The 24721-nt window shown below is 65.7% G+C and carries 23 protein-coding genes; 13 read left to right on the forward strand and 10 right to left on the reverse strand.

The genetic code is table 11. The annotated features are described in order from the left end of the window. Nucleotides 1–130: 130 nt before the first annotated feature. The 3 genes from QGN17_RS03320 to QGN17_RS03330 all read right to left on the reverse strand — a co-directional run bounded on the left by QGN17_RS03320 (nt 131) and on the right by QGN17_RS03330 (nt 3598). Nucleotides 131–325: a helix-hairpin-helix domain-containing protein gene (locus tag QGN17_RS03320; RefSeq protein ID WP_281043096.1), complete on the reverse strand. Its 195-nt coding sequence runs from the start codon at nt 323–325 to the stop codon at nt 131–133. An 11-nt stretch (nt 326–336) separates the two neighbouring features. After that, on the reverse strand, nt 337–2430 hold the full coding sequence (locus QGN17_RS03325; RefSeq protein WP_281043097.1) for a catalase: 2094 nt from the start codon (nt 2428–2430) through the stop codon (nt 337–339). 295 nt (nt 2431–2725) lie between these two features. Then, nucleotides 2726–3598, reverse strand: a complete 873-nt coding sequence (locus tag QGN17_RS03330; protein ID WP_281043098.1) for a LysR family transcriptional regulator — start codon at nt 3596–3598, stop codon at nt 2726–2728. 83 nt (nt 3599–3681) lie between these two features. Between QGN17_RS03330 and QGN17_RS03335 the strand changes: the two genes are divergently transcribed. Genes QGN17_RS03335 through QGN17_RS03345 form a run of 3 tightly spaced genes read left to right on the forward strand, consistent with a single transcriptional unit; the run spans nt 3682 to nt 5835 of the window. Continuing rightward, a complete protein-coding gene (locus QGN17_RS03335) occupies nt 3682–4179 on the forward strand; it encodes a lactoylglutathione lyase family protein (protein WP_281043099.1) in 498 nt (165 codons plus the stop codon). 10 nt (nt 4180–4189) lie between these two features. After that, nucleotides 4190–5308, forward strand: a complete 1119-nt coding sequence (locus QGN17_RS03340) for an NADH:flavin oxidoreductase/NADH oxidase (protein ID WP_281043100.1) — start codon at nt 4190–4192, stop codon at nt 5306–5308. Nucleotides 5309–5325: 17 nt separating this feature from the next. Next, entirely contained in the window at nt 5326–5835 is a 510-nt protein-coding gene (locus QGN17_RS03345) for an SRPBCC domain-containing protein (protein ID WP_281043101.1), read from the forward strand. Between the two features lie 121 nt (nt 5836–5956). Here QGN17_RS03345 and QGN17_RS03350 read toward each other — a convergent pair whose 3' ends face one another. Both QGN17_RS03350 and QGN17_RS03355 read right to left on the reverse strand, forming a co-directional pair. Then, entirely contained in the window at nt 5957–6973 is a 1017-nt protein-coding gene (locus tag QGN17_RS03350; RefSeq protein ID WP_281043102.1) for an aldo/keto reductase, read from the reverse strand. 26 nt (nt 6974–6999) lie between these two features. Continuing rightward, the gene (locus tag QGN17_RS03355) at nt 7000–7344 is read right to left on the reverse strand and encodes a carboxymuconolactone decarboxylase family protein (protein WP_281043103.1); all 345 of its coding nucleotides are present in this window, start codon (nt 7342–7344) and stop codon (nt 7000–7002) included. Between the two features lie 89 nt (nt 7345–7433). Here QGN17_RS03355 and QGN17_RS03360 point away from each other — a divergent pair, with 89 nt between their 5' ends. Beyond that, nucleotides 7434–8333: a LysR family transcriptional regulator gene (locus QGN17_RS03360; RefSeq protein WP_281043104.1), complete on the forward strand. Its 900-nt coding sequence runs from the start codon at nt 7434–7436 to the stop codon at nt 8331–8333. An 81-nt stretch (nt 8334–8414) separates the two neighbouring features. Here QGN17_RS03360 and QGN17_RS03365 read toward each other — a convergent pair whose 3' ends face one another. Then, entirely contained in the window at nt 8415–9284 is an 870-nt protein-coding gene (locus QGN17_RS03365) for a LysR family transcriptional regulator (protein WP_281043105.1), read from the reverse strand. 126 nt (nt 9285–9410) lie between these two features. Between QGN17_RS03365 and QGN17_RS03370 the strand changes: the two genes are divergently transcribed. From QGN17_RS03370 to QGN17_RS03410, 9 genes are all read left to right on the forward strand, one after another. Beyond that, the gene (locus QGN17_RS03370) at nt 9411–10088 is read left to right on the forward strand and encodes a peroxiredoxin-like family protein (protein WP_281043106.1); all 678 of its coding nucleotides are present in this window, start codon (nt 9411–9413) and stop codon (nt 10086–10088) included. Nucleotides 10089–10309: 221 nt separating this feature from the next. Further along, on the forward strand, nt 10310–10549 hold the full coding sequence (locus QGN17_RS03375; RefSeq protein ID WP_281043107.1) for an acyl carrier protein: 240 nt from the start codon (nt 10310–10312) through the stop codon (nt 10547–10549). Further along, entirely contained in the window at nt 10546–11766 is a 1221-nt protein-coding gene (locus tag QGN17_RS03380) for a beta-ketoacyl-[acyl-carrier-protein] synthase family protein (protein ID WP_281043108.1), read from the forward strand. The genes QGN17_RS03375 and QGN17_RS03380 overlap by 4 nt, the downstream gene beginning before the upstream one ends. After that, nucleotides 11763–12863 (forward strand): type III polyketide synthase, encoded by a 1101-nt coding sequence (locus tag QGN17_RS03385; RefSeq protein ID WP_281043109.1) that lies wholly within the window; start codon nt 11763–11765, stop codon nt 12861–12863. The genes QGN17_RS03380 and QGN17_RS03385 overlap by 4 nt, the downstream gene beginning before the upstream one ends. Then, nucleotides 12860–13567, forward strand: coding sequence for a methyltransferase domain-containing protein (locus QGN17_RS03390; protein WP_281043110.1), 708 nt, complete (start codon nt 12860–12862; stop codon nt 13565–13567). The genes QGN17_RS03385 and QGN17_RS03390 overlap by 4 nt, the downstream gene beginning before the upstream one ends. Then, nucleotides 13564–14646: an NAD(P)/FAD-dependent oxidoreductase gene (locus QGN17_RS03395; protein WP_281043111.1), complete on the forward strand. Its 1083-nt coding sequence runs from the start codon at nt 13564–13566 to the stop codon at nt 14644–14646. The genes QGN17_RS03390 and QGN17_RS03395 overlap by 4 nt, the downstream gene beginning before the upstream one ends. 242 nt (nt 14647–14888) lie before the next feature. Then, nucleotides 14889–17048 (forward strand): TonB-dependent receptor, encoded by a 2160-nt coding sequence (locus QGN17_RS03400; protein WP_281043112.1) that lies wholly within the window; start codon nt 14889–14891, stop codon nt 17046–17048. Nucleotides 17049–17190: 142 nt separating this feature from the next. Beyond that, entirely contained in the window at nt 17191–17676 is a 486-nt protein-coding gene (locus QGN17_RS03405) for a heparan-alpha-glucosaminide N-acetyltransferase domain-containing protein (RefSeq protein ID WP_281043113.1), read from the forward strand. Between the two features lie 66 nt (nt 17677–17742). Beyond that, nucleotides 17743–18315 (forward strand): acyltransferase family protein, encoded by a 573-nt coding sequence (locus QGN17_RS03410; protein WP_281043114.1) that lies wholly within the window; start codon nt 17743–17745, stop codon nt 18313–18315. Between the two features lie 30 nt (nt 18316–18345). Here the strand turns inward: QGN17_RS03410 and QGN17_RS03415 are convergent, their stop codons facing one another. The 4 genes from QGN17_RS03415 to QGN17_RS03430 all read right to left on the reverse strand — a co-directional run bounded on the left by QGN17_RS03415 (nt 18346) and on the right by QGN17_RS03430 (nt 24647). Further along, nucleotides 18346–19116 carry a GntR family transcriptional regulator gene (locus QGN17_RS03415; protein ID WP_281043115.1) on the reverse strand — a complete coding sequence of 257 codons (771 nt, stop codon included), beginning with the start codon at nt 19114–19116 and terminating at the stop codon, nt 18346–18348. Nucleotides 19117–19197: 81 nt separating this feature from the next. Further along, nucleotides 19198–21291 (reverse strand): family 20 glycosylhydrolase, encoded by a 2094-nt coding sequence (locus QGN17_RS03420; RefSeq protein WP_281043116.1) that lies wholly within the window; start codon nt 21289–21291, stop codon nt 19198–19200. After that, nucleotides 21288–22103, reverse strand: coding sequence for a sulfotransferase family protein (locus QGN17_RS03425; protein ID WP_281043117.1), 816 nt, complete (start codon nt 22101–22103; stop codon nt 21288–21290). The genes QGN17_RS03420 and QGN17_RS03425 overlap by 4 nt, the downstream gene beginning before the upstream one ends. Before the next feature lie 63 nt (nt 22104–22166). After that, nucleotides 22167–24647: a TonB-dependent receptor gene (locus QGN17_RS03430; RefSeq protein WP_281043118.1), complete on the reverse strand. Its 2481-nt coding sequence runs from the start codon at nt 24645–24647 to the stop codon at nt 22167–22169. Nucleotides 24648–24721: the final 74 nt, after the last annotated feature.

The following is a 24721-nucleotide window of genomic DNA, read 5'->3' on the forward strand; positions in this document are numbered from 1 at the left end:
TGACTAGGAAATTTTGGTTGGCTGTTTCGGGGCTGACGGAGATGTCGCCCATGCTCAAGGATCGCCGGAACCGGTGCTTCCGGCAACCTTCATATCGACTGTCGGGCGGGGATCGGCCGCGAGTGCGAGATCAGACACGGAGATGCCGTGCCACATCGCCCGGCACCTTGTTCGCGAGACCCGGTACCTCGTTGAGTTCGCGCAGGGACGTGGAGCGGCCGCGTTCTTCTCGAGTGCGCACGATATCGTGCCCGTGCCCTTCCAGACCGGGAATAGCGTCCAACTGATCCCGGTCGGCCGCGTTCAAATCGATGGGGTCGGTCATGGCGCGGCCGATCAGGCCAGCATCCTGATGCTCGGTTCGCGATCGTAAAAGCGACGAGCAGCCGCCTTCAGGAAATCGTCGCCGAGGCCGGTCACGCCGTCGTCCGGCTCGATCCCGGCCTTGTCGAGAAGCGGTTTGGCGGTCTCGCTGGCGCCGATCGCCTTGAGATGTCCGAACGCGTCCATCACGAACTGGATGGCCGCGCCTTCCTTCGCCATCACGGCGGCGCCGTCTTCCGAAAGGATCACCGCGACCGCGTCGAAGATCTGCGACGGCGAGCCGAGCAGTTGGCCGTCCGCCTTCAGGACCTTGCCATCGGAGAGTTTCGCGCCGCCGATCCGGGGGGCCACGACAAACGCCTTGGCGCCGGCCTTTTCGATCGCCGATTTGAGCGTCGTGATCTCGTCCGCGTCCGAACCGTCCGCGATGAGGATGCCGATCTGGCGGCCTTCGATCGTCGCCTTCATGTTCTTCTGTATCGACAGCGCGTCGGACGGCTCGATGTCGATCGGCTCACGCGCCGCCTTCGCCATTTTCGGGAGGTCGATCCCGAGGCCATCCGCGACACGCCTGGCCAGATCCTCGTCAACATTGCGCAGGTTCGCGACCAAGCGCGCCGGTACCTGCTCCAGTCCCACCTTGGACAGCTCGAACACGAAGGAGGAGGCGATGTGTGCGCGTTCGCTGTCAGTCTGCGACTTCCAGAACAGGCGGGCATGGCTGTAGTGATCGGCGAACAGCTCGGCGCGGATACGCAGCTTTTCACCCGTCTCGTCGTGATCGGCGCGCCCCTTGGCGGTCGCGAAGCCGGTCATCGGGCATTCGCGCGGGCCGCCGTCCTCGCCATGCGCTGCAAGGCTGTTGGGCTCGTAATTCGCTCGCCCCTTGGGCACGGTCATCTGCATCTGCCCGTCGCGCTGGAAGTTCATCACCGGGCACTTGGGCGCGTTGATCGGGATCTGGTGGAAATTGGCGGTGCCGAGTCGCGATTTCTGCGTGTCGAGGTAGCTGAACAGGCGCCCCTGCAGCAGCGGATCGCTGGTGAAATCGATGCCGGGCACGACATTCGCCGGGCAGTAGGCGACCTGCTCGGTCTCGGCGAAGAAATTGTCCGGGTTCCGGTCGAGCGTCATGCGGCCGATGATGCGGACCGGGATCATCTCCTCGGGGATGATCTTGGTCGCGTCGAGCACGTCCCAGTCGAGGCTGTCGGCTAAGGCCTGGTCGAACGCCTGGATGCCCAGCTCCCATTCGGGGAACGCGCCGGTGTCGATCGCTTCGTAGAGATCGCGACGGTGATAGTCGTTGTCGGCCGCCTGCAGCTTCAGCGCCTCGTCCCACACGGTCGATTGGAGGCCAAGCTTCGGCTTCCAGTGGAATTTGACGAAGGTGCTCTTGCCGGCCTGGTTGACCATGCGGAAGGTGTGGATGCCGAAGCCCTCAATGGTGCGCAGCGAGCGCGGAATGGCACGATCGGACATCGCCCACATCAGCATATGCGTGGTTTCGGGCATCAGGCTCGCCCAGTCCCAGAAGGTGTCGTGCGCGGAACCCGCCTGGGGGTAGGCGCGATCGGCCTCCATCTTCACCGAATGGACGAGATCGGGGAATTTGATCGCGTCCTGTATGAAGAAGACCGGGATGTTGTTGCCGACCAGATCCCAATTGCCCTCGGTCGTGTAGAACTTCACCGCGAAGCCGCGTACGTCGCGCGGGGTGTCGACCGAGCCTGCGCCGCCCGCGACGGTGGAGAAGCGCGTGAAGACCGGCGTCTTCGTACCTTTCTTGAAGAGCGCCGCCTTGCAGATGTCGGAGAGGTCGTCGGTCGCCTCGAAGGTGCCGTGCGCCGCCGATCCACGCGCGTGGACGATCCGTTCGGGGATGCGTTCGTGATCGAAGTGGAAGATCTTCTCGCGCAGCACGAAGTCTTCGAGCAGCACCGGGCCGCGCTCGCCCGACTTGAGGCTGTTCTGGTTGTCGGAGACGCGAATGCCCTGATTGGTCGTCAGGTGGGCGTCGGCATCCCCATGCGATCCCTTCGCCGGCGCCTGCTGATGGGTTTCGCCGCCGTTGCCGGTCGTCGTCTCGAAGCGGGTATCGGCCATCACGTCCTCCGGGCTGTTCACATCGGCAAGACGCACGAAACACCTCGAAGATGCCCGGAAAATTGCCGTTCCTGATACAGGTTAGCGGCCGTCCGCAGGGCGTGCCCGGATCGCGCCGACCGGAGTGGCGACGGCGCATATCCTTCTGCCCGGACAGAAACGGACGGATGCCGCGAGGCGACAAGCGCAGCTTCGCAAACAGGCAGAATCGACCGGTCGCGCATATCGCCGCCCGCGCAACCGTTCGCGATCGACGACGAGGATTCCGCTCAGCTCCCGCCGATGGGTTCTGATCCTAAATCCCAAGCAATTTGGATAACGACCGCAAGACCTTGGTCGCGCGCGCGGGAAGCGGCCATTCCGCTCGATGGATCAGCCACAATGTATCGGTCACGGCCGGGCTGCCTTCCGCCACGCTGATCGCCTCGGGCTGCCTGAACGCCTGGCGTGCATAACGGGGCAGCACGGTGAAGCCGAAGCCCCGCGCGACCGGCTCGAGGATCAGGGCGATCTGATTGCTGAACCCGCGGATCGGCAGTTTGCGTACTCCCGGATTGCCGCCGAAGCGGCGCGAGAGCAGGCGGGTCGCCATCGCCTGCCCATCGGGATGATCGATGAAGCCGATCCGTTCGAGATCCGTCCAGCCCGTCACCGTCTCGCCCGCCGGAACAATCAGTTCGAGTGGCTCCTGCAGGAAGGCGGTGGCGGACAGCCGCGCATCGTCTGGCTTCGTTGTGGCGATGCCAAAATCGCACGCGTTGGACAGCAGCGCCTCGATCACATCCCTGTCGGGAGCGAAGCGGTGACGGATGACGAGTTCCGGATGCTCGGCCTGGATGTCCAGCAGCATGGGATAGAGCAGCAGCCCCACGCTGCCCGGTGTGATCAGGGTCACGTCGCCCTGCTGCGCTTCGTTGCCGGCGATGCGCGCCGCGAAGCGTCGGTCGGCAGCCTCGAGCTCGCGCGCATGGTCGAGCAGAGCCAGGCCGGCGGGCGTCCATTCCAGCGACCGGGGGCGGCGGATCACGATCGGACCGAGCCGCTCTTCCAGCTGACGGACATGCTGGCTGACGGCCGCCTGCGTGAGGTCCAGCGCGGCGGCAGCGCGGGTGAAGCTGCCATGTTCGGCGAGCGCTGCGGCGCTGCGGATCCAGAGCGGATTCAACATAATAAATTTTTATAGCAACGATAAGTCTATGTCGCTTCATTTTATGGATGTGGCGGACGACATGAGCGGAAAGGAGATCCGTCTTGTCGACCTATCCGCGCAGTTTCTCGCACATCGGTCTGTCCGTGACGGACCTTGATGCGGCCGTCACATTCTACACGGAGGTGATGGGCTGGTATCTGATCATGCCGCCGACCACGATCCGCGAGGATGAGAGCGCGATCGGGGTGATGTGCACCGACGTGTTCGGCGCGGGCTGGGGCTCGTTCCGCATCGCGCACCTCTCCACCGGAGACCGCGTCGGCGTCGAGATCTTCGAGTTCCGCAACGCCGAGCGGCCCGAGAACAATTTCGAATATTGGAAAACCAGCGTCTTCCACTTCTGCGTGCAGGATCCGGACGTCGAGGGGCTGGCAGCGAAGATCGTCGCCGCGGGTGGCCGTCAGCGGATGCCGGTGCGCGAATATTTCCCCGGCGATAAGCCGTATCGCATGGTCTATATGGAGGATCCGTTCGGCAACATCCTCGAAATCTACAGCCACAGCTACGAGCTGACCTATTCGGCCGGCGCCTACGCCTGAGGACGCGATCATGACCGCATTGTTCACACCCTTCACGCTGAAGGACATCACCCTGCGCAACCGCATCGCGGTGCCGCCCATGTGCCAGTATAGCGCCGTCGACGGTGCCGTGACCGACTGGCATCTGCCCCATTATGCCGGGATGGCGCGCGGCGGGGCGGGCCTGGTCATCGTCGAGGCGACCGCCGTCTCGCCCGAGGGGCGGATCACGCCTGGCTGCACCGGCCTGTGGAACGACACGCAGGCCGAGGGCATGGCGGCGATCGCGGGCGCAATCAGGGCGGCCGGTTCCGTCCCCGGCATCCAGATCGGCCACGCCGGTCGCAAGGCCAGCGCCAACCTGCCGTGGGAGGGCGACGATCATATTCCGAACGATGCACCCGGCGGCTGGCAGACCATTTCCCCGTCCGCGATCGCCTTCGGCGGCGGGTTGCCCAAGGTGCCGACCGAGATGAGCCTCGCCGATATCGAGCGGGTGAAGGCCGATTTCGTCGCCGCCGCGATCCGCGCGCGCGATGCCGGTTTCGAGTGGCTGGAGCTGCATTTCGCCCACGGCTATCTCGCTCAGAGCTTCTTCTCGATCCATGCCAACACCCGCACCGATGCCTATGGCCGCGACGCAGAGGCGCGCGGTCGCTTCCTCGTCGAGACGTTGCAGGCGGTGCGCGCGGTATGGCCCGAGCGCCTGCCGCTCACCGCGCGCTTCGGCGTGATCGAGTATGACGGCCGCGACGAGGAGACGCTGGGCGAGGCGATCGCGCTGGTGAAACGCTTCAAGGCCGATGGCCTCGATTTCGTGAACGTCTCGATGGGCTTCTCGACCATCGAGGCCAGGGTTCCGTGGAGCGACGGCTTCATGGCCCCGATCGCGCAGCGCATCCGCACCGAGACCGGTCTGCCGGTCGCGACCGCCTGGGGCATGGACAAGCCCGAGATCGCCACCGCTGCCGTCGATGGCGGGCAGATGGATCTCGTCATGGTCGGGCGCGGCCACCTCGCCGATCCACATTATCCGTTCCGGCTTGCCCGCGACCTCGGCATTCCCAAATCCTCGTCGCTGCTGCCCGATCCATATGCCTATTGGCTGGCACGCTATCCGGGGCCGCAGAACGGCGATCCGGTCGACTGAACGAAAGGCGAGAGACGATGAGCTACATCCAGTGGCCCGCCGGCTACGTGCCCGGCTTCACCGACAATTTCTGCTCCAACGAGGTGATCGTTGCGGGCCTGACGACCGCTGACGTCTGGCCGTTCCTCAACGAGCCGGGGCGCTGGCCGGATTATTACAGGAATTCGGCCGACGTTCGTTTCCACGACGGCAGGGGGCCGGCGCTGGAGAATGGTGTGCGCTTCTTCTTCAGCACGTTCGGCTTTCCTGTGGAATCGCAGGTCGTCGAGCACGTGCCGCCGGTCGAGGGCCAGCCCGCGCGGGTCGCCTGGCATGGCTGGTCCGGTGAAGGCGACGGTCGGCTCGACGTCCATCACGCCTGGCTGATCGAGGATCTGTCGGGCGGCCGGGTGCGCATCCTCACCCAGGAGACGCAGAACGGTGCCCCGGCCCGCGAACTCGCCACCGCGCGGCCCAATCCGATGATCAACGGCCATCAGGAATGGCTGGACGGCCTCGTCGCGGCTGCCCGCGCCGCACGGGGCTGATCGCGTCGCCGCAGCATAAGCGCCGAACCAGCGATCCAGCGGATATTGTCTCGGAGTTCGACGTCGGGTGGCCGTTGACCGGACGGCCACCCGTTGCCCGTCATGGCCGTGTTTGTCTCGCTCAGGCGTTTTTCTCGGGCGCCTCGCGACCGACCATCGCCATCTGCGCAGGCGCGTAGCGGTCTCCTTTCGCCGAGATGCCGTCGGCGGCGGCCCGGATCTTGGTCAAGTCGGCGGCGGTCAGTTCGATGGCGGCGGCGCCGATATTCTCCTCGAGGCGATGCAGCTTTGTCGTGCCGGGGATCGGAACGATGAACGGACGCTGCGCCAGGAGCCACGCGAGCGCGATCTGTGCGGGCGTCGCGCCCTTGTCGTCCGCGACGTGCTTGAGCAGATCGACGAACGCCTGGTTCTTCTCCATCGCCTCCGGCGCGAAACGCGGTACGCTGCTGCGGAAATCGTTGTCCGGCAGTTTGGTGTCCTTGTTCATCGCGCCGGTGAGGAATCCCTTGCCCAGAGGGCTATATGGCACGAAGCCGATCCCGAGTTCGCCGCAGGCATCGAGGATCCCGTTGGTTTCGGGGGCACGCCACCAAAGCGAATACTCGTTCTGGATCGCGGCGACCGGCTGGACGTCATGCGCCCGGCGCAGCGTCTGGACGCCGGGTTCCGACATGCCGAAATGCCTTGCCTTGCCCTCGGCGATCAGATCCTTGACCGTGCCAGCCACATCCTCGATCGGCACGTTCGGATCGACGCGGTGCTGATAGAGCAGATCGATCGTCTCGAGGCCAAGTCGCTTCAGCGAGCCTTCGACGGCACGACGGATATCCTCGGGCCGGCTGCTGACACCGCGGTTCTCGCGTGTCTCGGGATCGATGTCGAACCCGAACTTGGTCGCGATCACGACCTTGTCGCGAATGGGGCGCAGGGCCTCGCCGACGACATCCTCGTTGACGAAGGGGCCGTAGACCTCGGCGGTGTCGAAGAAGGTGACGCCGCGCTCGGCCGCGTCGCGGATGAGTTTCACGCCATCGTCGTGCGAGAGGCTCGTGGCGTAGCTGAAGCTGATGCCCATGCAGCCAAGCCCGATGGCTGAAACCGGGAGGCCGCTGCGGCCGAGTTCGCGAATCTGCATGTCGGATCTCCGTTGAACGTGAAAGGTCAGTCGGCCAGCGATGCTTCGGCGTCGGCTTTCTCGAACGCCTGACGCACGATGCCGATCGCTGTGCTGGCCGTCGGCCAGCCGGCGTAAAAGGCGAGGTGGGTCACCATTTCGACAATCTCGTCCCGCGTGACGCCGTTCTGGAGTGCCTTGCCGAGATGGAAGGGCAACTCGTTGGTGCGGTAGAGCGAGATGAGGCTGGCGACCGTGATCATGCTCCGGTCTCGCGCCGAAAGGCCAGGCCGCTGCCAGACGTCGGCGAACAGGACGGCGTCGGTGATATCGGTGAGCTTCGGGGCGATATCGCCCCAGGGCGCACGCATCGGTTCGGTCTCGCTGATCATGGCTGCTCCTCGTTGTCAGCCATCTAGTCCTGCGTGGCCGGTGGGATTAGATTGCACAATCGGGAAACGGTTTTGAGTATCATTCAACAATGGCGCGCAGGGATTTCAACGACCTTCTTGCCTTCCGCGCTGTCGCGATGGACAGGAGCTTCACCCGCGCCGCCGCGCGGATCGGTGTCTCCACCTCGGCCATGAGCCATGCGATACGTGGCCTGGAGGAACGGATCGGCATTCGCCTGCTCAATCGTACCACGCGCAGCGTAGTGCCGACCGAGGCGGGCGAGCGGCTGCTGGCCACGGTGTCGGCATTGTTCGACGGCGTTGAGGCCGAACTGGCGAGTCTGGGCGAATTGAGCGACAGGCCGGCGGGTACGATCCGCATCACGACGAGCGCACACGCTGCCAAGACCATATTGGAGCCGGCGCTGCTCCCGCTGCTTGCGAGGCATCCCCTGCTGAAGGTGGAATTGAGTGCGGAATCCGGCTTCGTCGATATCGTCGCCGAGCGCTTCGACGCCGGCGTTCGGCTGGGGGAGACAATCGCGCAGGACATGGTGGCCGTGCCGATCGGGCCGGATATGCGCATGGCGGCTGCGGCATCGCCGGACTATTTCGACCGGTACCCGCCGCCCGCGACGCCTCATGATCTGAGCCGGCACAATTGCATCAACCTGCGGTTTCCGACCTATGGCGGACTATACGCGTGGGAGTTCGAGAAAGACGGGCGTGCGCTGAACGTCAGGGTGGACGGACAGTTGACCGTGAACGACACCGCGCTTGCGCTCCAGGCGGCCATGGACGGGTTCGGCATCGCATACATCACCGACGATCAGGTTCTTCCGCTGATCGATGCAGGGCGCCTGATCCGGGTGCTTGAGGATTGGTGCCCGCCGTTTCCGGGTTATCATCTCTATTATCCAAGCCGCAGGCAGCATTCCTCCGGCTTCGCCGCCGTCATCGAGGCGCTTCGCTACCGCGCGGAAGGTTGACGGGAGAGGGGGGCGGATCTTCAACGCTTCGCACGAACGGCGGACTTTGGCCGGTTGCGAAGGTCGAGGTGCCGAAGAGCCTCAGGATCCGAGCGCTCTGGAGAGATGATCGACGATCGCCCGGACCTTCGCCGACGGCCTTGGACCCGCCGGAAAGACCGCATAGACTTCCGCGGGATCGAGCCGATAGGCCTGGAGCAACTGGCTGAGCTGGCCGCTGCGGAGTTCCTCTCCCGCCATGACGCGGGTCGCCAGCGCGATGCCCATTCCGGCCACGGCAGCCGCGAGGATGCCCGGCGCGGAATTGATCCAGAGCTTGGCCCTGACGTCGATCGAGGTGACGGTCTGGTTATGGGTGAAGCGCCAGCTCTCCCGGCCGAACACGCCATGCTGGACGATACAGTCGTGCCCGGCGAGTTCACCCGGATTGGCGGGCGAACCGTGTGCGGCGAGATATGCTGGCGCCGCGACCACCAGCCGCTCGATCAGGGCGAGCCTGCGGGCACCGAAGCTCGAGTCGTCCAGCGGCCCGACACCCAGGCGAATGGCGACATCGACACCCTCCATGATCAGGTTCTGCCGCGCGTCGCTCATGACGATCTCGACTCGAAGATCGGGATGCCGGGCCAGGAAGGCTGCCAGCGCGGGGATGACGGCGCGCGTGCCATAGAGCACCGGCATGGCGAGCCGGATCACACCGTGCAGCGAATCGACGCCACGGGCCGCCTGTTCGGCCTCCTCCATTTCCGCCAGCAGGTGCTTCGAGCGCTCCAGGAAGAGAGCGCCGGCTTCGGTCAGTGAGATGCTGCGGGTCGTGCGCAGCAGCAGCGTCGTGCCCAGCCTCGCTTCCAGCGTGCCGACGATCCTCGACACCGAGGGTTGCGACAACTTCAGTTCCCGCGCCGCGCGCGAAAGGCTGCCGCTCTCGGCAACGCGCACGAAAACAGCCATCTCCTGCCAGCGGTCACTCATTTGCTATCCGGATATATGTTGTCTGTAATCGACGGATACACGGCTTTTCTCGGATAACCTAATTCCCGGCTCACGGCGGTTCCGCCGCGAAAATGGAGAATGACGATGACGCTTCAGGACAAGCTCGACGCGATGCGCGATGATTTCGAGAACGGGCGTTTTCCGCTGGTGCCGACCCGCGATCAACTGGACACGATGCAGCGCGCGACCCAGCAGCTGATCGACAGCGGGCAGGCCGATCATGCGCTGAAGGCCGGTGACACGGCGCCTGACTTCACGCTGCGAGACGCGGACGGCAACAGCATCGGTTCGCGGGCGCTGCTGGCGAAGGGGCCGCTGGTCGCGACCTTCTATCGCGGCGTGTGGTGCCCCTATTGCAACTATGATCTGCAGGCGTTGGAAGAGATCCGGTCCGAGATCGAGGCACGGGGCGCCAGCCTCGTTGCGATCTCTCCGCAGACGCCGGCGAACAGCCGCAAGTCGCAGCGAGACAACAAGCTCGGCTTCCCGATCCTGAGCGATGCCGGTACGGCGGTGGCCGCCGAATTCGGCCTGCGCTTCGCGCTTCCGGACGAACTCATCGCGGTCTACAGCCAGTTCGGTAACGATCTGCCCAAGATCAACGACGATCCGGCCTGGGTGCTTCCGATGCCGGCGCGTTACGTGATCGGCACGGATGGCGTGATCGCCTATGCCGAGGTCAATCCCGACTACACCCGGCGCCCCGATCCGTCCGAACTGTTGCCGGTGCTCGATCGCCTGCGCGCCGGCATCGTGGCCTGAGCCTGCCCATCGGGTCGGCCGTATGATCCGTCCGCACGGATCCGGCCGACCTGATACTATGCCCCGACGGCGACACGCCGCCGCGCCGGATCTGGTCGTGGACGACGGCCTGATCCTGCGGCATATCGTCGCGAGCTGAAATTCGTGGACCCCAGAGGCTTGCCGAACGGTTGTGTCCCGACCAGACGGCGCGGTCGCTGGAATTTGGGAGCGTATCGCCCGTGCCGCCTACCCGAGACGACATCATCACCATCATCGCCGAGGAAGCACGGATCGACGCGGCGAAGCTGACGTCGGACGCCACGCTCGCTTCCCTGGACATCGCTTCGCTCGACGTGATGAGCGTGCTTTTCGCGATCGAGGACAAATATGGCGTCGAAATTCCGGTCGAGACGGTGAATCCGGCCGACACGCTGGGGCAGTTCGTGGACGCGATCCTGGCCAGGGTCACGGCTGCTTGACCATCCGCGTCGCCGTCACGGGCATGGGCTGCATCAGCGGGCTGGGGCAGGGCGTGGCGGAAGCCTGGGCGCGGACGGCGGAGGGGAGGAGCGCTATCGTGCCCTTCAACCTGCCGCGTGACGAGCAGCCTCGCACGATCGGCCCGGCGGCCCCGATCGGGGAGATCGACGACAGCGGTCTCGCCGCGCATTTCGATCGCCGCGCGCTCGGGCAGCTGGACCCGTTGTCGCATTATGCCGTGATCGCGGCGACGGAGGCGGTCGGCGAAGCGGGGCTGATCGGCGATCCCGTGCTGGACCGGCGTACGGCAATCGTTATCGGATGCGGCAGCGGCGGCAACGCGACGTTCGAGACAGCCTATCGTCGCCTCTACGAGCGCGGTCAGATCAAGGTTCATCCGCAGACCATCCCGACAGGCATGATCTCCGCCCCGGCCAGCCAGATCGCCATGCTGTTCGGCGTGCACGGCCCCGCCATGACGATCGCGAGCGCCTGCGCCTCCTCTGCCCATGCGATCGGCGAGGCGATGCACATGATCCGGGCGGGCCGCGCCGAGGTGGCGATCGCCGGCGGAGCCGAAGCCTGCCTGACGCTTGGCTCCTGGATCGCCTGGGCGTCCCTGGGCGCGATGGCGACGGACACCTGCCGGCCCTTTTCGATCGACCGGCAGGGGCTGGTGCTGGGCGAAGGCGCCGCGATGCTGGTGCTGGAGGCATGGGATCATGCCGTGGCGCGCGGCGCCGCGATCCAGGGTGAGTTGATCGGCTATGGCACGACGAGCGATGCCGCGCACATCACCATGCCCGATCGGGCAGGCATCGAGGCGGCAATCCGGGCCGCGCACGCCGACGCCGGGCTTGCGTTGGACGCGCCGGTTCTGATTTCCAGCCACGGCACCGGAACCCGGCTCAACGACGCTGCCGAGGCGCAGGCGATCAACGCCGTCTACGGGGCGGCGCTGGCGCAGAGCCTCGTCATCGCCACCAAGTCCGCCCACGGTCACCTGATCGGGGGATCGGGCGCGCTCGAGCTGCTACTCGGCCTCAAGGCGTTGCAGGCCGGGCTGGCGCCGCCCGTTTGTCATCATCTGGGGCGCGACCCGGACTGCGACGTGCCACTGGCACTCGCTCCAACGCCGATCGATCATGACTATCTCGTTTCCAACAGCTTCGCGTTCGGCGGGCTCAACGCCGTGCTGATCGGCCGCCGGGTATGAGCGCGACCGCCCATGTCAACCGGATCGGCACCGCCGTACCGCCGCACGAGGTCCATGAGGCTTTCGTCGCCTTCGTCGCTGGCACCATTGCCGACGAGCGCCGTCGTCAGCTGTTTCTGCGGATGGTCGCGCGGGCCGGCATCGAGCGGCGCTTCTCGTTCCTCGAGCCGGTGATCCTGCCCGATGGCCGGGTGACCGACACAGAAGGCTTCTACGGGCTGGGCGAATGGCCGGGCACCGCCGATCGCATGGCGCGCTACGCCCAGTGGGCGCCGAGACTCGCCGGGGAGGCGATCGCCGGGCTGGGGCTGGACAGGGCGGATAGCGCCGCCATCACCCACCTGATCGTGGCATCGTGCACAGGCTTCATGGCGCCGGGACTCGATCAGCTCATCGTGTCCGAAAACGGATTGGATGCCGGCGTCGAGCGCACCGTCGTCGGGTTCATGGGATGCTATGCGGCGGTGAATGCGCTGCGCCTCGCGCATCACATCGTTCGATCGTCTCCAGAAGCGCGGGTGCTGGTGGTCAATGTCGAGCTGTGCTCGCTTCATTTCCAGCGGACCGACGATCTGGAGCGTATGCTCTCCATGCTGCTGTTCGGAGACGGTGCGGCCGCCGCTTTGGTGACGGCCGATCCTCACGGTATCGCTCTGGAGGATTTCCGCGCCACGACGATCACCGATACCGCCGGCGCGATCACCTGGAAGATTGGCGGGCAGGGCTTCGACATGCACCTCGGCGGCGAGGTGCCGGGCGCGATCGGCCGTGCCCTTGCAACGGAGATCGCCGGCGGAGCGGCCGACGGATTGCTGCGCGGCGGTTCGCCCGGCGACTATGCGCTGTGGGCGGTCCATGCCGGCGGTCGTTCGATCCTCGATGCGGTCGAACAGGGTTTCGGGCTGGCGCCCGATGCGCTTGCCTGGTCGCGGGATGTGCTGCGCGATTGCGGCAACATGTCCTCCGCCACCTTGATGTTCGTGCTCGCCGCCATGCTGCGCGAGGCCGACGATACGGAACGCTCCGGTTTCGCCATCGCCTTCGGGCCGGGGCTTGCGGCCGAAAGTTTCCGTTTCACGAGACGGGCACGGCGATGATCGCGCTCTCCGCCCGATCCTCGCAGTCCGAACTGATGGACGGCGAGGACCTTTCGGCGGAGGAGTTCGCCGCGGTGGTGGCCGATCTGGCGCGGGTAAACGGCGTGACGCGCGCCCGCCCGCCGACGCTGTCCTTCATCCGTCGCGCCCTGCGCGGCGTGCCGAAGACGACGCCCATCACGATCCTCGATGTGGGCTTCGGCGATGGCGACATGCTGCGCGCGCTGGCCCGGATGCTCCGTGGCCGAACCGCGGTGCGCCTGATCGGCTACGACATCAACCCGCGCAGCGCTCCCGCAGCGCAGGCGCGCACGCCGGCCGGGCTGCCGATCGATTATATTACCGGCGATGCCTTCGCGATCGATCCCGTCGAGCATATCGATTTCATCATCAGTTCGCTGGTGACCCATCACATGGACGATGCGGAGATCGTCCGTTTTCTCGCATGGATGGAGGCGAGGGCCGTCCGTGGCTGGTTCGTCAACGATCTGCACCGGAACATCGTCGCCTATCATGGCTTTCGGCTGCTGGCTGCCGTTGCGCGCTGGCATCCGATCGTACGGCACGACGGTGCCGTCTCCGTCAGCCGCAGCTTTACCGGGGCCGACTGGCGAGCGCTGATCGCCCAGGCCGCGCTCGATCCGGCGACGGTTCGGCTACGCTGGCATGTGCCGTTCCGCTGGTGCCTCGCGCGTCGGCGATGAGCGAGGTGGTCGTCGTTGGTGGCGGACTTGCCGGAGGGGGCGCGGCGATCCGCCTGGCGCGCGCCGGGCTTGCTGTCCACCTGCTGGAGCGCGAACGAGAGCCGGTCGACAAGATATGCGGCGAGTTCCTGTCGATCGAGGCACAGCGCGCGCTGGACAGGCTGGGCGCCGATCTCGACCAGCTCGGCGCCTCGCGCATTTCCACCTTGCGTCTTGCCTGGGGCAGCCGCCGGATCGAAGCCTCCTTGCCGTTCGTCGCGCGCGGGCTGGGCCGCAAGCGGCTCGATGCGGCCTTGCTCGACCTCGCCGAGCGTACGGGCGCGAAGATAGATCGCGGGGTCGCGGTCCGCGCGGTGGAGCCGGGGCGCCTCGTCACGACGCGAGGAGACCTGGCGCCGACGGTCACTTTCGCCGCCAGCGGCAAGCACGATGTGCGAGGCATCTCGCGCGACGTGGCGGGTTGCGACACCGACTATGTCGGCTTCAAGGTCCATCTGCGCCTGCCGGTCCGTGCCAGGGCGGATCTCGACGGCAAGGTGGACGTCATCCTGTTCGAGGATGGGTATGCCGGGCTGCAGTTGATCGAGGATGGCATCGCCAATCTGTGCCTGTTGATCACCAAGCGCCGGCTGTCCGCCATCGGCGGCACATGGCGGGCGGTATTCGAGATGCTGCTGCGCGAGCCGTATGCCGCCATGCTCGCGGACGCCGAGGAGATATTCGCCCGCCCGCTCACCATCGCGGGCGTTCCATATGGCTATCTCCACCGCGACAGCACAGACGATCGCGTCTTTCGGCTCGGCGATCAGGCTGCGGTAATCCCCTCATTTTGCGGGGAAGGCATGGCGATCGCGCTGCGCAGCGCCGCTCTGGCCGCCTCAGTCGTCGTGGAAGGCGGTGACGCAGCGGCGTACCATGCCATGCTTCGCCGCGATCTCCGGCGGAGCATGGCGATCGCCACTACGCTCCAGCGGTGCGGCCGGACCGCCTTGCCACGCCATCTGCTGCTCGGCCTGCTCCGTATCCATCCCGATGCGATCGGGCACCTGATCCGCGCGACGCGCGTGGCGGCGTGCTGATCCGAGAGCTTCGCCTGGGCGCCATGCCGGGTGATTTGTTTCCCATCAACCTGTCGCTTTCCATGCAGCGAGCGTCGCGCTCCTCCTTTGTCATCCAGCGCGGGGCCGGGACCGCCGCTCATCGCTTTCGCGGTCGACGCGGGCGACGCAATGTTGGGACGTTGCGGGCAATTCACTTGGCTTGCCCGGTTCCCTGGGTCAGTGCGTGATGCACAAGCGAATATAGCGTCCAGGGAGTATTCATGTCCGACGTGTTGCGTATCCGGTCGGTTTCCGGCTGTTCGGCTATTCTGGTGGCGGCGGGCGCGAGTGCGGTGGCGGTCGCCCAGTCGGCGCCGCCTCAAAGCAGTACCGGCGAGATCGTCGTCACGGCCGAGAAGGGCTATGCCACCCAGCCGGATTATGTGGTGCAGAATGCCGATCTCGGTCCGCTTGGGCGTCGGCCCATCGCCGATACGCCCGCCTCGGTCACCGTCGTGCCGGAGGATCTGATCGTCAACAATCAGGCCCGCACGGTCAACGACACGCTGCGTTGCCTGCCGTCGGTCGAGGTCCGCGATCAGCAGGGGTTCGAGGTTTCCCGCCCGCAATCGCGCGGATTCCAGGGCAGTATCGTGCAGGATACGCGGCTGGACGGCCTCAACGTGGTCGGCACCACCGCCATCCCGGCCGAGAACCTTGCCGGCATCCAGGTGCTCAATGGCCTGAGCGGCGCGCTCTACGGGCCGCAATCGCCGGCGGGCGTGTTCAACTACGAGCTCAAGCGGCCCACGCTCGATCCGCTGTTCCGCGCGATCGGCAGCTTCGACTCCCAGGGACTGTGGACCGGGCAGATCGACGCCAGCGCGACCGCCGGCCCGATCGGCTACCGCTTCAACCTCGTCCATGGCGAGGGTGAGGGCTATGTCGACGGCAGCCACTTCAATCGCACGCTGATCTCTGGCGATTTCGACATCCATGTCGACGACCGGACCGTGATCGAGGCGGATGCCAGCCATTACGAGACGCGCGGCTACGGCCTTCCCGGCAGCATCGTTTATTTCGGCAAGACCAACATCCTTCTGCCCAAGGCGATCGATCCGACGCGGCAGGGCTATGGCCAGCCTTATGCCGGCGTCGATCTGAACACGGACACCGGCCTCGCCAAGCTCAAGCACGATTTCGGCGCGGGCTGGAAGCTGGAGATCGGTGGCCTGTACCAGAATGCCGATCGCGGCCTGTTCGGCATCACGAATACGCTGACCGACAATGTCGGCGACTACACCGTCACCAAGAATTTCACTGCGGTGCCGCGTTTCACGGTGGCCAGCAACACCGCCTCGCTGACCGGCACTCTCAGCCTGTTCGGCCTTGCCAACGACGTCGCGATCGGCACCAACGGCTTCGTCAACGGTCAATATGGCGCGCGCAACTCGATCGCCGTCGCGCTCGGCACCGGGAACCTCGCCGATCCGACGATCCTTCCCGACAAGCCGACCCCGGCCGATGGGGGCCAATACAAATCGGGGCGGCTCTTCGTGCAGTCGATCGTTGCGGGCGATACAGTCCATTTCGACGAGCGGCTGGCTTTGCAGGGCACGCTCAGCACCTCGTTCCTGAGTTCGAAGAGCTGGTCGAAGACGGGTGCGGTTACGAGTTCGGACACGGAGAATGGCGTCGTCAGCGGCACCGCGAGCCTGATCTACAAGCCGATCGAGGTGGTGACGCTTTACGCCACCTATTCCAACAGCGTGGAGCAGGGCGAGACCGCGCCGGCCGGCACCGCCAACGCCAACCAGATCCTGTCACCCTATCGCGATCGCCAATATGAGGCCGGCGTGAAATATCAGGTGACGCCGGGCTTCCTGCTCACCGCCGCCGGTTTCCGTATGACGCGGCCATTGGCGACGACCGACGCCGCTACCAACATCTTCGCGGTGGTCGGCACCCAGCGCAACTGGGGTGGCGAGCTGTTCGGGCAGGGCGCGGTGCTGCCCTCCCTCAGCCTGTTCGGGGGTGTCACCTATATCGACGCTCGGCTGGTCCATTCCGGCGTTCTGGCGACGAACGACAAGCGCGTCGTCGGCGTGCCAAAGTTCAAGAGCGACGTCTCGGCGGATTTCCATCCGGCCTTCGCCGGCGGCTTCGCGCTGACCGGAACCTTCCACTATGAAAGCGATCGCGCGGCGACCAACCTCAACAACAGCTTCGCGCCGGCCTATGCCACGGTCGATCTCGGTGCCCGCTATAACGCTGCGTGGTTCGGCCATCACGAGACGGTGCGGCTCAACGTGATCAACGTCGGCGACAAACGCTATTATTCCTCAATCGCGGACGGCAACATCGTCGGCAGTCCGGGTGCCAACACAGCTTATTCGGGCGCGCCGAGGACGGTGCTGGCGAGCGTCGAGTTCGATTTGTGAGGGAAGGGGCCTTTGCAGCGAGATGTGGAGAACGCCCCCCTTTTTACTCGCCTTGTCGTGTAGGTGGCGGCGTGCCAAGCCTGAGCCGTGATCGCGATACCAGCCGCACGATGCCTCGTTACGGTCGCCCCGTGTTGACCCGTTGAGCGCAACGCCTGCCGCCACCGGCCCGCTGCGGCCGCACGACCGGGCCGGCCGCCGGCTGGCCTCGCTCGATCTGCTGCGCGGGCTGAGCGTGATCGGCATGATCCTGGTCAATCTGATGGCGGGAATGTCGCATCGCGGGCCGGTCTTTCCGCTGCTGCTCCATTCCCGCTGGGCGGGTTTCACCATCGCCGATGCCATCTTCCCGGCCTTCGTCCTGATGGTCGGAGTGTCGGTCGCTTTGACCGCGCGGGATGGCACGCCGGACGCCCGCCGCATACTGCTCCGCGCGGGGCGGCTGGTGCTGCTCGGTCTGCTGTTCTCGAACCTGTTGTGGCTCTACGATATGACCGAGGGGCAGCCCCGGCTACCCGGTGTGCTGCAGCGGATCGGGCTGGTCTTCGCGGCGACGGCGCTGGTCTATCGGCGCGGCAACGGGCGGCTGCGCGCCTTGCTCGTAGCGGCGATCCTGCTGATCTACTAGCCGCTTTGCCTGCTGCCCTCGCCCGACGGGCTGTCGACCGACATCGGGGTCCCCGGCCACGATTTCGTGTCGTGGTTCGACCGCGCCGTGTTCGGAAGCTGGCGCTACGTCGCCGGGCCGAAGGGCTATGATCCGGAGGGGGTGCTCGGCACGTTGCCGACCTTCGCGGAGGCGCTGATCGGTACGCTGGTGGGTGACTGGCTGCGGCGCGGACAGCCGATCAGACGGACGGCGATCAGGTTGGCGCTTGCTGGCACCCTGCTGATCGCGGCCGGGGTGGCCTGGGGGCTGGTGTTCCCCATCATCAAGGATTTGTGGACGAGCAGCTTCGTTCTGGTCTCGGCGGGCGTCGCGATGGTAGTGCTGGCGGGCTTCCACCTCGCCTGTGATGGACGCGGGGAGAAGATGCGACGCGGGGATCTGCTCGGCAGCTTCGGGCGCAACGCCATCGCCGCCTACGCGCTGCACGAGTTGACCTCGTTCTTGCTGTCCGCCGATGTCTTCCAGTGGACCTATCGGTGGGCGCGACCGGTGGTCGGACCCGAGCTTGCCGCGCTGGTGCCGGTGATCCTGTTCATCCTGCTGCTCTGGTGGCCGATCGCGGCGATGGATCGACGCGGCTGGTATCTGAAGACCTGATCCTCGGAGCCGCCGCGCGCGATCGCAGCCCTAGCCGTCGTCGATGCCGGACAGCTCCGCCACGAAATCATAGGCGTCGCCGCGGTAATAGGATTGGGTGAATTCCACCGGCCTGCCGTCCGGCAGGAAGCCGCGACGCTCGATCAGCAGGCCGGGGTGACCGATTTCGACCCCGATCGCTTCTGCCTGTTCGGCATCGAAACCGACTGCGCGCAACCGCTGGAGCGCGCGCGTCGGCCGCGATCCGGTCTGCGCCAGCGCTTCGTAGAGCGAGTGGGTGACCGCCGTGATGTCGGGCAGGTAATGCGCCGGCAGGATGGTGTATTCGAGCGCCATCGGCTTGCCGTCGGCGAAGCGCAGCCGGCGGAAGCGATGTACGGCTGTGCCCGGCGACAGCGCCAGCGCCATCGCTTCGTCGGGCGAGACCATGCCGGTCGATTGCGAGAGCCAGCGGCTGCTGGGCTTCATGCCCCGCGATTCCATGTCTTCCGAGAAGGAGGAGAGTTTCGAGAAGATCTTCTCGACACGGGTGTCCCTCGCCTCGCGCCGCATATCGGCGATGAAGGTGCCGGCGCCGCGCTTGCGCACCAGCAGCCCCTCGTCGACCAGTCCCTCGATCGCCTTGCGGATGGTGACGCGCGAGAGATCGAAATCCTCGCACAGATCCCGCTCGCTTGGCAGCGCCTGCTCAGGCTTAAGCAACTGCGCGCCGATCGCGTCGCGGAGCAGATGCTGCAACTGCAGGTAGAGCGGCCCGCTGCCTCGTTCGGGAAGCGTGCCGACCAGTTCGGAAAGCGACATCGGGTCTCCCGCGTTTCTCATTCGGTCTCGAATCCGTCCTAACCAGATTCGAGAGGAAAAGGGAGGCTCCCTATCGTCGCCCTATCGGGTCTGGACCCATTCGAGGACGGTAAGCGGCGGACGTTGCAGGATGCGCGTGTCGATCGAGGCGCCGGTCAGCACGAAATAGAGGTCATGCCGGCCGGAACCGCCATGCAGCTGCGTGGTCAGCGTGTGGCGCGCAGCCTCGGCCGGAAAGCCCGCGAGGGGCAGCGAAGCGACCAGCGGGCCGTCGATGGCATCGGCATGAACCTCGATCTCGCCTTCGGGCGTGCGGGGCTTGGGCAATTCGAGGATCGGCGACTGGGCACCGAGCCGTTCGTTATAGGGGAGGTGCACCAGCGAGAGATCGAGCGCCTTCGCGGTGCCGAGATCGACGCCGCGCTCGACCCAGCAGGGCTGGCGCATCGCCACCTTGACGCGGGGCGGGGCGATCGCGCCGCCGGGTGGGGGCGACAGGATCAGGCCGGTGGTATCGGGCACGCAGAAATCGAGCGCGACGCTGGAGACGCGGCCGCCCGTGGCAGGCTGAGGCGGCGCGGGTGGCCCGCCGGCATCGAGGCCCATCAGCCGGTAGCGGGTGCGCTGTACGATGAGGCGCTTCGAAAAATCGTCCCAGTCGAGCCGGCCGGCGGGTGTCCAGCCCACCTCCGCAATGGCGGACGCGCGCGGGTAGGTGAGCTTTGCGGCCCATGCCTCGGTACGGGCGCGCTCGGTCCATAGCTGGCCCTGCAGGCCCAGCACATGCGCCTGCTGCGCCGGGGTGAGGCCCGCCGGCACGGGATCGTGGCGATAGATCGCCTCGGTGCGGATCACGTCCGTCCAGCTCGGCGGTTCGTCGGGCGCGGTACTCTGGCGATTGTCGAGATAGTAAAGCGGCGCCTGCGCGATGATGACGTCATGCTCGCTGCGCGCCGCCTTCGCCGCGCCTTCGCCGCCATGCCACGACATCACCACCGCCTGGGTATCCAGCCCGTCGCCGGACGCGCCTTCCTGAATCTCGTCCCAACCGACGATGCGGCGGCCATGGGCCTCGACGAATTTGCCGAGCCGGCCAATGAACCAGCGTTCGAGCGCGGATTCGTCGGTGAGGCCGAGCGCGCGCATCTTGGCCTGTACGGCGGGCGAGGCTTTCCATTGGGTCTGATCGACCTCGTCACCGCCGAGATCGATGTAGGGACTGGGGAACAGGTCCATCACTTCGGAAAGGATGTTCTGCACGGTCTCGAACGTATAGTCGTCGGTGTTGAGCACCTCTGGTAGCAGGCCCCAGTCTGCGGTCACCGGCTCGGCCTTGAACCCCGCGACGCCGAGTTCCGGATAGGCCGCGATGAGCGCGGTCGAATGGCCGGGCAGATCGATCTCCGGCATCACGTTGACGTGGCGACGCGCGGCATAGGCGACCACCGCGCGGATCTGATCCTGCGTGTAATAGCCGCCGTAGCGCCCCGGCGGATCGGGAAACACCGCCTGCCGCCACGCGCCGACCGATGTCAGCTTCGGATAGCGCTTGATCTCGATCCGCCAGCCCTGATCGTCGGCCAGGTGCCAGTGGAAATTGTTGAGCTTGTGGAGCGCCATCCAGTCGATGAAGTGCTCAATGAACGCCACGGATTGCATGTGACGGGCGGAATCGAGCATCAGCCCGCGCCACAGGAAGCGCGGCTGGTCGGCGATGTGGAGCGGGGCAAGGCGGCGCCCGGCCGCGCCGGGACGTTCGGTGAGCAACTGCCACAGCGTCACGCCGCCATAGAACAGGCCGGCGCCGCCGTTCGCCTGGATGGAGACGCCCTGCGCATCGACGTCGAGCATGTAGGCCTCGTCGCCACCGGCCATCGCCGCAGCGGAGGCGAAGCGGATGTCGCCGCGCCGGGCCGGGCCGGTCGCCAGCGTCAGCCGCAGCTTCAGCGTATCCGCCAGCTCGTCGCGCAGCCAGCTCGCCGCCTCGCGCGCCGCGCTGTCGCCGGCCGGGATCACGATGCGCGTGGCCGGGCCGATCGTCAGCGCCGCGCCGGTCCGCATCGCAATGGTCGCGGGGCGGGGGAGCAGGGCTGGCTCGGGCGCAGTCTGCGCCTGCGCCGCGAGCGGTGCGGCAAACAGGGCGGCGGCAGCGGCGGCGCGGGCACGCAAGCTCATATCACCGGCACTCCGTGGATATTTTCCTCGCGCCCGTCCCAGAAATTGGACGTGGCGTAATTGTGGTAGATGTCGGGCGGGATGCTGAGTGGCTTCTCGGCCGGGGTCACGCCCTTGCGGACGCGGTGCAGACCGGGCAGGCCGATGCGCAGATCATATTCGGTCTCGTCCGCCTCGACGGTGGCGGGATCGTGCGCGAAGCGCGGCTCGCCGATCAGGTCGTAGAGCCGGGCGAGCGTCGCCTCGGGCGCCTTGGTCAGGCTTTCGTAGCGGACCACGATCAGCCGTTTCGCGAATTCGGTGAACCACAGGGAACGCAGCGCCGAATGGGGGCCGCCGATCACGCCGTCGCGGGCGTTCATCATGATCTGGACGCGGCCGTAGATCGAAGGCTCGTTCTTGTAGTTGAACAGCGAGTTATACTGAAGCGGATTGGCCCGCAGGATCCGCTCGAAACTGTCGATGATGCGGAACACGTCACGCACGCAGCAGATGATCCGCGCCTGCGGAAAGAGCTGGGCCAGCATCGGCGCGTTGGCGGTCCACATCCGGTTGGTGTCGAAGATCAGATCGGCCGGACTGTCCTCGTAATAATTCTCGAACAGGCCACGCAGCACGCGGGCGCGCTTCCCATCATCGAAGAAGGACGAATATTTGCGCTCCGCCCCCATCGCATCGACCATGCGATCGACCATCGCGTAGAGCGGGCTGGTGACGCTCGCGTGGCAGCGGGGATTCTGGCGCAGCAGCGCGGAAAGCAGCGTGGAGCCGGAACGGGGCAGGCCGGCGATGAAGTGGAAGGTCTGCGGCATCGGGCTCCTCGGCGACGGGTTCGGCCAGTGACCGGACGCAGCTGCGCCCGGCCACCTCGTGCCTTAGAACTTGTAGCGGAGATTGGCACCGAAATAGCGGGCATAGTCTCGCGGCAGATAGGCCATCTGCCCGTATGTGAAGCCCATCACCGCCGGTTCGTAGGAACGCTCGTAATAGAGGTGGTTGGTGATGTTCTTGACGTACAACGTCGCGCTCCAGCGGCTGTCCTTGGGCGCGAGCGTGTAATAGAGATCGAAGATCGTGTAGGCCGCGACCTCCTGCAGCGGATCCTCGGTAAGCACGCTTTGCTGCTGCCCGCGATGCCGCATCTCGAAACGCAGCTCGGATGTCAGATCCGGGCTGGGGAAGTCCGTCGTATAGTCGATATAGGCGTTGTAGGCGTTCTTCGGCGCATTGGGCAGCCGCGCGCCCTTATAGTTGATCGGGTTGTTGACGCCCCGGATGACGTTGGGGATCAGCACGTCGTCGACCAGCGTGGCCTTGCCGAGATAGGTGTAGCCGCCACCGGCGCGCAGGCCCTTCGCCAATGTGGCGTTGATGCCGAATTCCAGGCCGCGCGTCACCGCGGTGCCGGCATCCACCACTGCCAGCTGGAAGCGCGGATCGCGGATGATCGTGCGCGCCTGGAAATCGTGATCGCGCAGATCGAAGGCGGAGAACTGGAAGTTCAGGCGATCGTGGAACAGGTTGGCGCGCAGGCCGGCTTCCCACTGGTGCGGCTTTTCGGGTTTCAGCGGATCGACTGCGCGGGCGGCGGACGCGAGGCCGTAATTGTCCCACGACACGCCCTTGAAGCCCGTGCTTTCCGTTCCGTAGATCATCACCGGACCAAAATTGTACTTGAAGCCGACACGGTGCGTGATCGCGTTGCGATGGCTGCTGGCACTCACCTCGCCGAACGGATCGTCGGGGTTGAAGAAATAGCTCGCGGTGGTGTCGTCGGGCAGGTGCTGCAGCGTCATGTGCTGCTGCTCCCACAGCGCACGCGCGCCGGCGAACACGGTCAGGCCGCCGATCGGATTATACTGGACGTCGCCGAAGAAGGCTTCGTTGTAGGTCTTGATCCGCGTCTGGAAGTCGTTGACCGTGTAGCGGCCGGTATAGCCACCGGTGCACTGGAAATTGTCGACCGGGCCGGTCGGATTGGGATCGGGATAGCCCGCGCCGTTATAGTAGCCGTAGACGGCGTCGTTGCAGGTGCGGTTGGTCTCGCGGTGATAATTGTCGTTGAAGTAATAGAAGGCGCCGGCGACGTAGCTGAGCCGCCCGGACGTATCTGATTCCAGCCGCAATTCCTGCTGCACGGTCCGCTCGCGCGACGGCCCGGCATAGTTCAGCGTGTTGAGCCCGGCCGGCGAATTGGTCAGCTGCGGCGCGGAGACACCCCATTCGTTGTCGTTGCTGTAGAGGTTATAGTAGCGATAGGTGCCGAGATAATGGATGGTCGCCCAATCCAGCTTCTTCTCGGCCGTCAGCGAGAAGGCGTAGCTGTTGGTCTTGCCCCAGGTGCGATCGTCGTAAAGGTAGCTCTTCGTGCCGTTGATGATCGGCGTCGAGACACCCGACGAGCTGACCAGGTTGATCCCCGAATTGGACAGCAGGTTGAAGAACTGCTGCGCCATCAGGTTGGGATCGCCGGATAATGTCGCCGATGCCTTGTGGACATCGTCCGCGCTCAGTTCCTTGAAGGCATAGGGGATGATGCCCGTCTTCTTGTAGCTGTATTCGCCCTTCAGCTTGATCGACAGCGTCGGGTCCGGTTTCCAGAGATACTGGACGCGGATGCCGGCGCCCTTCTCGGCACCGCCATTGGGCTCGCCGTCGTGGACGTTCTTTTCCCAGCCGCCCTGATAGGCGCCATACGCATTGACGTAGAGCGCCGACGTATCGCCGACCGGCACGTTCATGCTGGCCTTGAGGCGGTATTCATTGTCCTGCGCGAGATCGAGCTTGATCTCGCCGGTGGTCTTGTCGCTGAGCTTGGGGCCGCGCGTCACGATGTTGATCAGGCCGGCGACCGCATTCTTGCCGAACAGCGTGCCCTGCGGGCCCTCGAGGATCTCGATCCGATCGATATCGACCGCATCGTAATTCATCTGCATCGTGCGGGCGAGCGTCTCGCCATCGATCACGATCGCCGCGTCCGGCTCGACGCCCGACGCGTTGCTGACCGAACTGATGCCGCGGATGGAGAGCGTGTCTGTGCGGGAATCGCCGGTCTGCTGGTAATTCACCTGCGGGGAATGTTCGAGCACGTCGCGGATCGTCGCGAGGTTCTTCTTCTCGATCGCATCGCCGGAGATGACGTTCACCGTCAGCGGCACGTCGAACAGCTTCTCCTCGCGGCGCTGCGCGGTGACGACGATGTCGGTCGGCGAGGCATCCGCCGTGCCCGGCGTGGAGGCCGATACCGGCGAGGCACTTGCGTCGCTGGTCGCGGCGGGCGTGGCAACCTGCGCCAGCGCGGGCGTGCCGGTTGCGGCGAGAACCAGGGCGGTGGAAGACAATAGACGATGACGCATGCGATTTTCCCCTTTGTCGCTCTGCAAACACAGCCGGTGCGTCAGCGCCTATTTGTCTCTATGCTGTACGCAAG

It is taken from the genome of Sphingomonas oryzagri (assembly GCF_029906645.1).
GTDB classification, from domain to species: Bacteria; Pseudomonadota; Alphaproteobacteria; order Sphingomonadales; family Sphingomonadaceae; genus Solisphingomonas; species Solisphingomonas oryzagri.

Bases quoted from the DNA above. Each gene is read 5' to 3' on its own strand.
- QGN17_RS03320 (WP_281043096.1), bottom strand. From the start codon at position 325: ATGACCGACCCCATCGATTTGAACGCGGCCGACCGGGATCAGTTGGAC.
- QGN17_RS03325 (WP_281043097.1), bottom strand. From the start codon at position 2,430: ATGGCCGATACCCGCTTCGAGACGACGACCGGCAACGGCGGCGAAACC.
- QGN17_RS03330 (WP_281043098.1), bottom strand. From the start codon at position 3,598: ATGTTGAATCCGCTCTGGATCCGCAGCGCCGCAGCGCTCGCCGAACAT.
- QGN17_RS03340 (WP_281043100.1), top strand. From the start codon at position 4,190: ATGACCGCATTGTTCACACCCTTCACGCTGAAGGACATCACCCTGCGC.
- QGN17_RS03345 (WP_281043101.1), top strand. From the start codon at position 5,326: ATGAGCTACATCCAGTGGCCCGCCGGCTACGTGCCCGGCTTCACCGAC.
- QGN17_RS03350 (WP_281043102.1), bottom strand. From the start codon at position 6,973: ATGCAGATTCGCGAACTCGGCCGCAGCGGCCTCCCGGTTTCAGCCATC.
- QGN17_RS03355 (WP_281043103.1), bottom strand. From the start codon at position 7,344: ATGATCAGCGAGACCGAACCGATGCGTGCGCCCTGGGGCGATATCGCC.
- QGN17_RS03360 (WP_281043104.1), top strand. From the start codon at position 7,434: ATGGCGCGCAGGGATTTCAACGACCTTCTTGCCTTCCGCGCTGTCGCG.
- QGN17_RS03365 (WP_281043105.1), bottom strand. From the start codon at position 9,284: ATGGCTGTTTTCGTGCGCGTTGCCGAGAGCGGCAGCCTTTCGCGCGCG.
- QGN17_RS03370 (WP_281043106.1), top strand. From the start codon at position 9,411: ATGACGCTTCAGGACAAGCTCGACGCGATGCGCGATGATTTCGAGAAC.
- QGN17_RS03385 (WP_281043109.1), top strand. From the start codon at position 11,763: ATGAGCGCGACCGCCCATGTCAACCGGATCGGCACCGCCGTACCGCCG.
- QGN17_RS03390 (WP_281043110.1), top strand. From the start codon at position 12,860: ATGATCGCGCTCTCCGCCCGATCCTCGCAGTCCGAACTGATGGACGGC.
- QGN17_RS03395 (WP_281043111.1), top strand. From the start codon at position 13,564: ATGAGCGAGGTGGTCGTCGTTGGTGGCGGACTTGCCGGAGGGGGCGCG.
- QGN17_RS03400 (WP_281043112.1), top strand. From the start codon at position 14,889: ATGTCCGACGTGTTGCGTATCCGGTCGGTTTCCGGCTGTTCGGCTATT.
- QGN17_RS03415 (WP_281043115.1), bottom strand. From the start codon at position 19,116: ATGTCGCTTTCCGAACTGGTCGGCACGCTTCCCGAACGAGGCAGCGGG.
- QGN17_RS03420 (WP_281043116.1), bottom strand. From the start codon at position 21,291: ATGAGCTTGCGTGCCCGCGCCGCCGCTGCCGCCGCCCTGTTTGCCGCA.
- QGN17_RS03425 (WP_281043117.1), bottom strand. From the start codon at position 22,103: ATGCCGCAGACCTTCCACTTCATCGCCGGCCTGCCCCGTTCCGGCTCC.
- QGN17_RS03430 (WP_281043118.1), bottom strand. From the start codon at position 24,647: ATGCGTCATCGTCTATTGTCTTCCACCGCCCTGGTTCTCGCCGCAACC.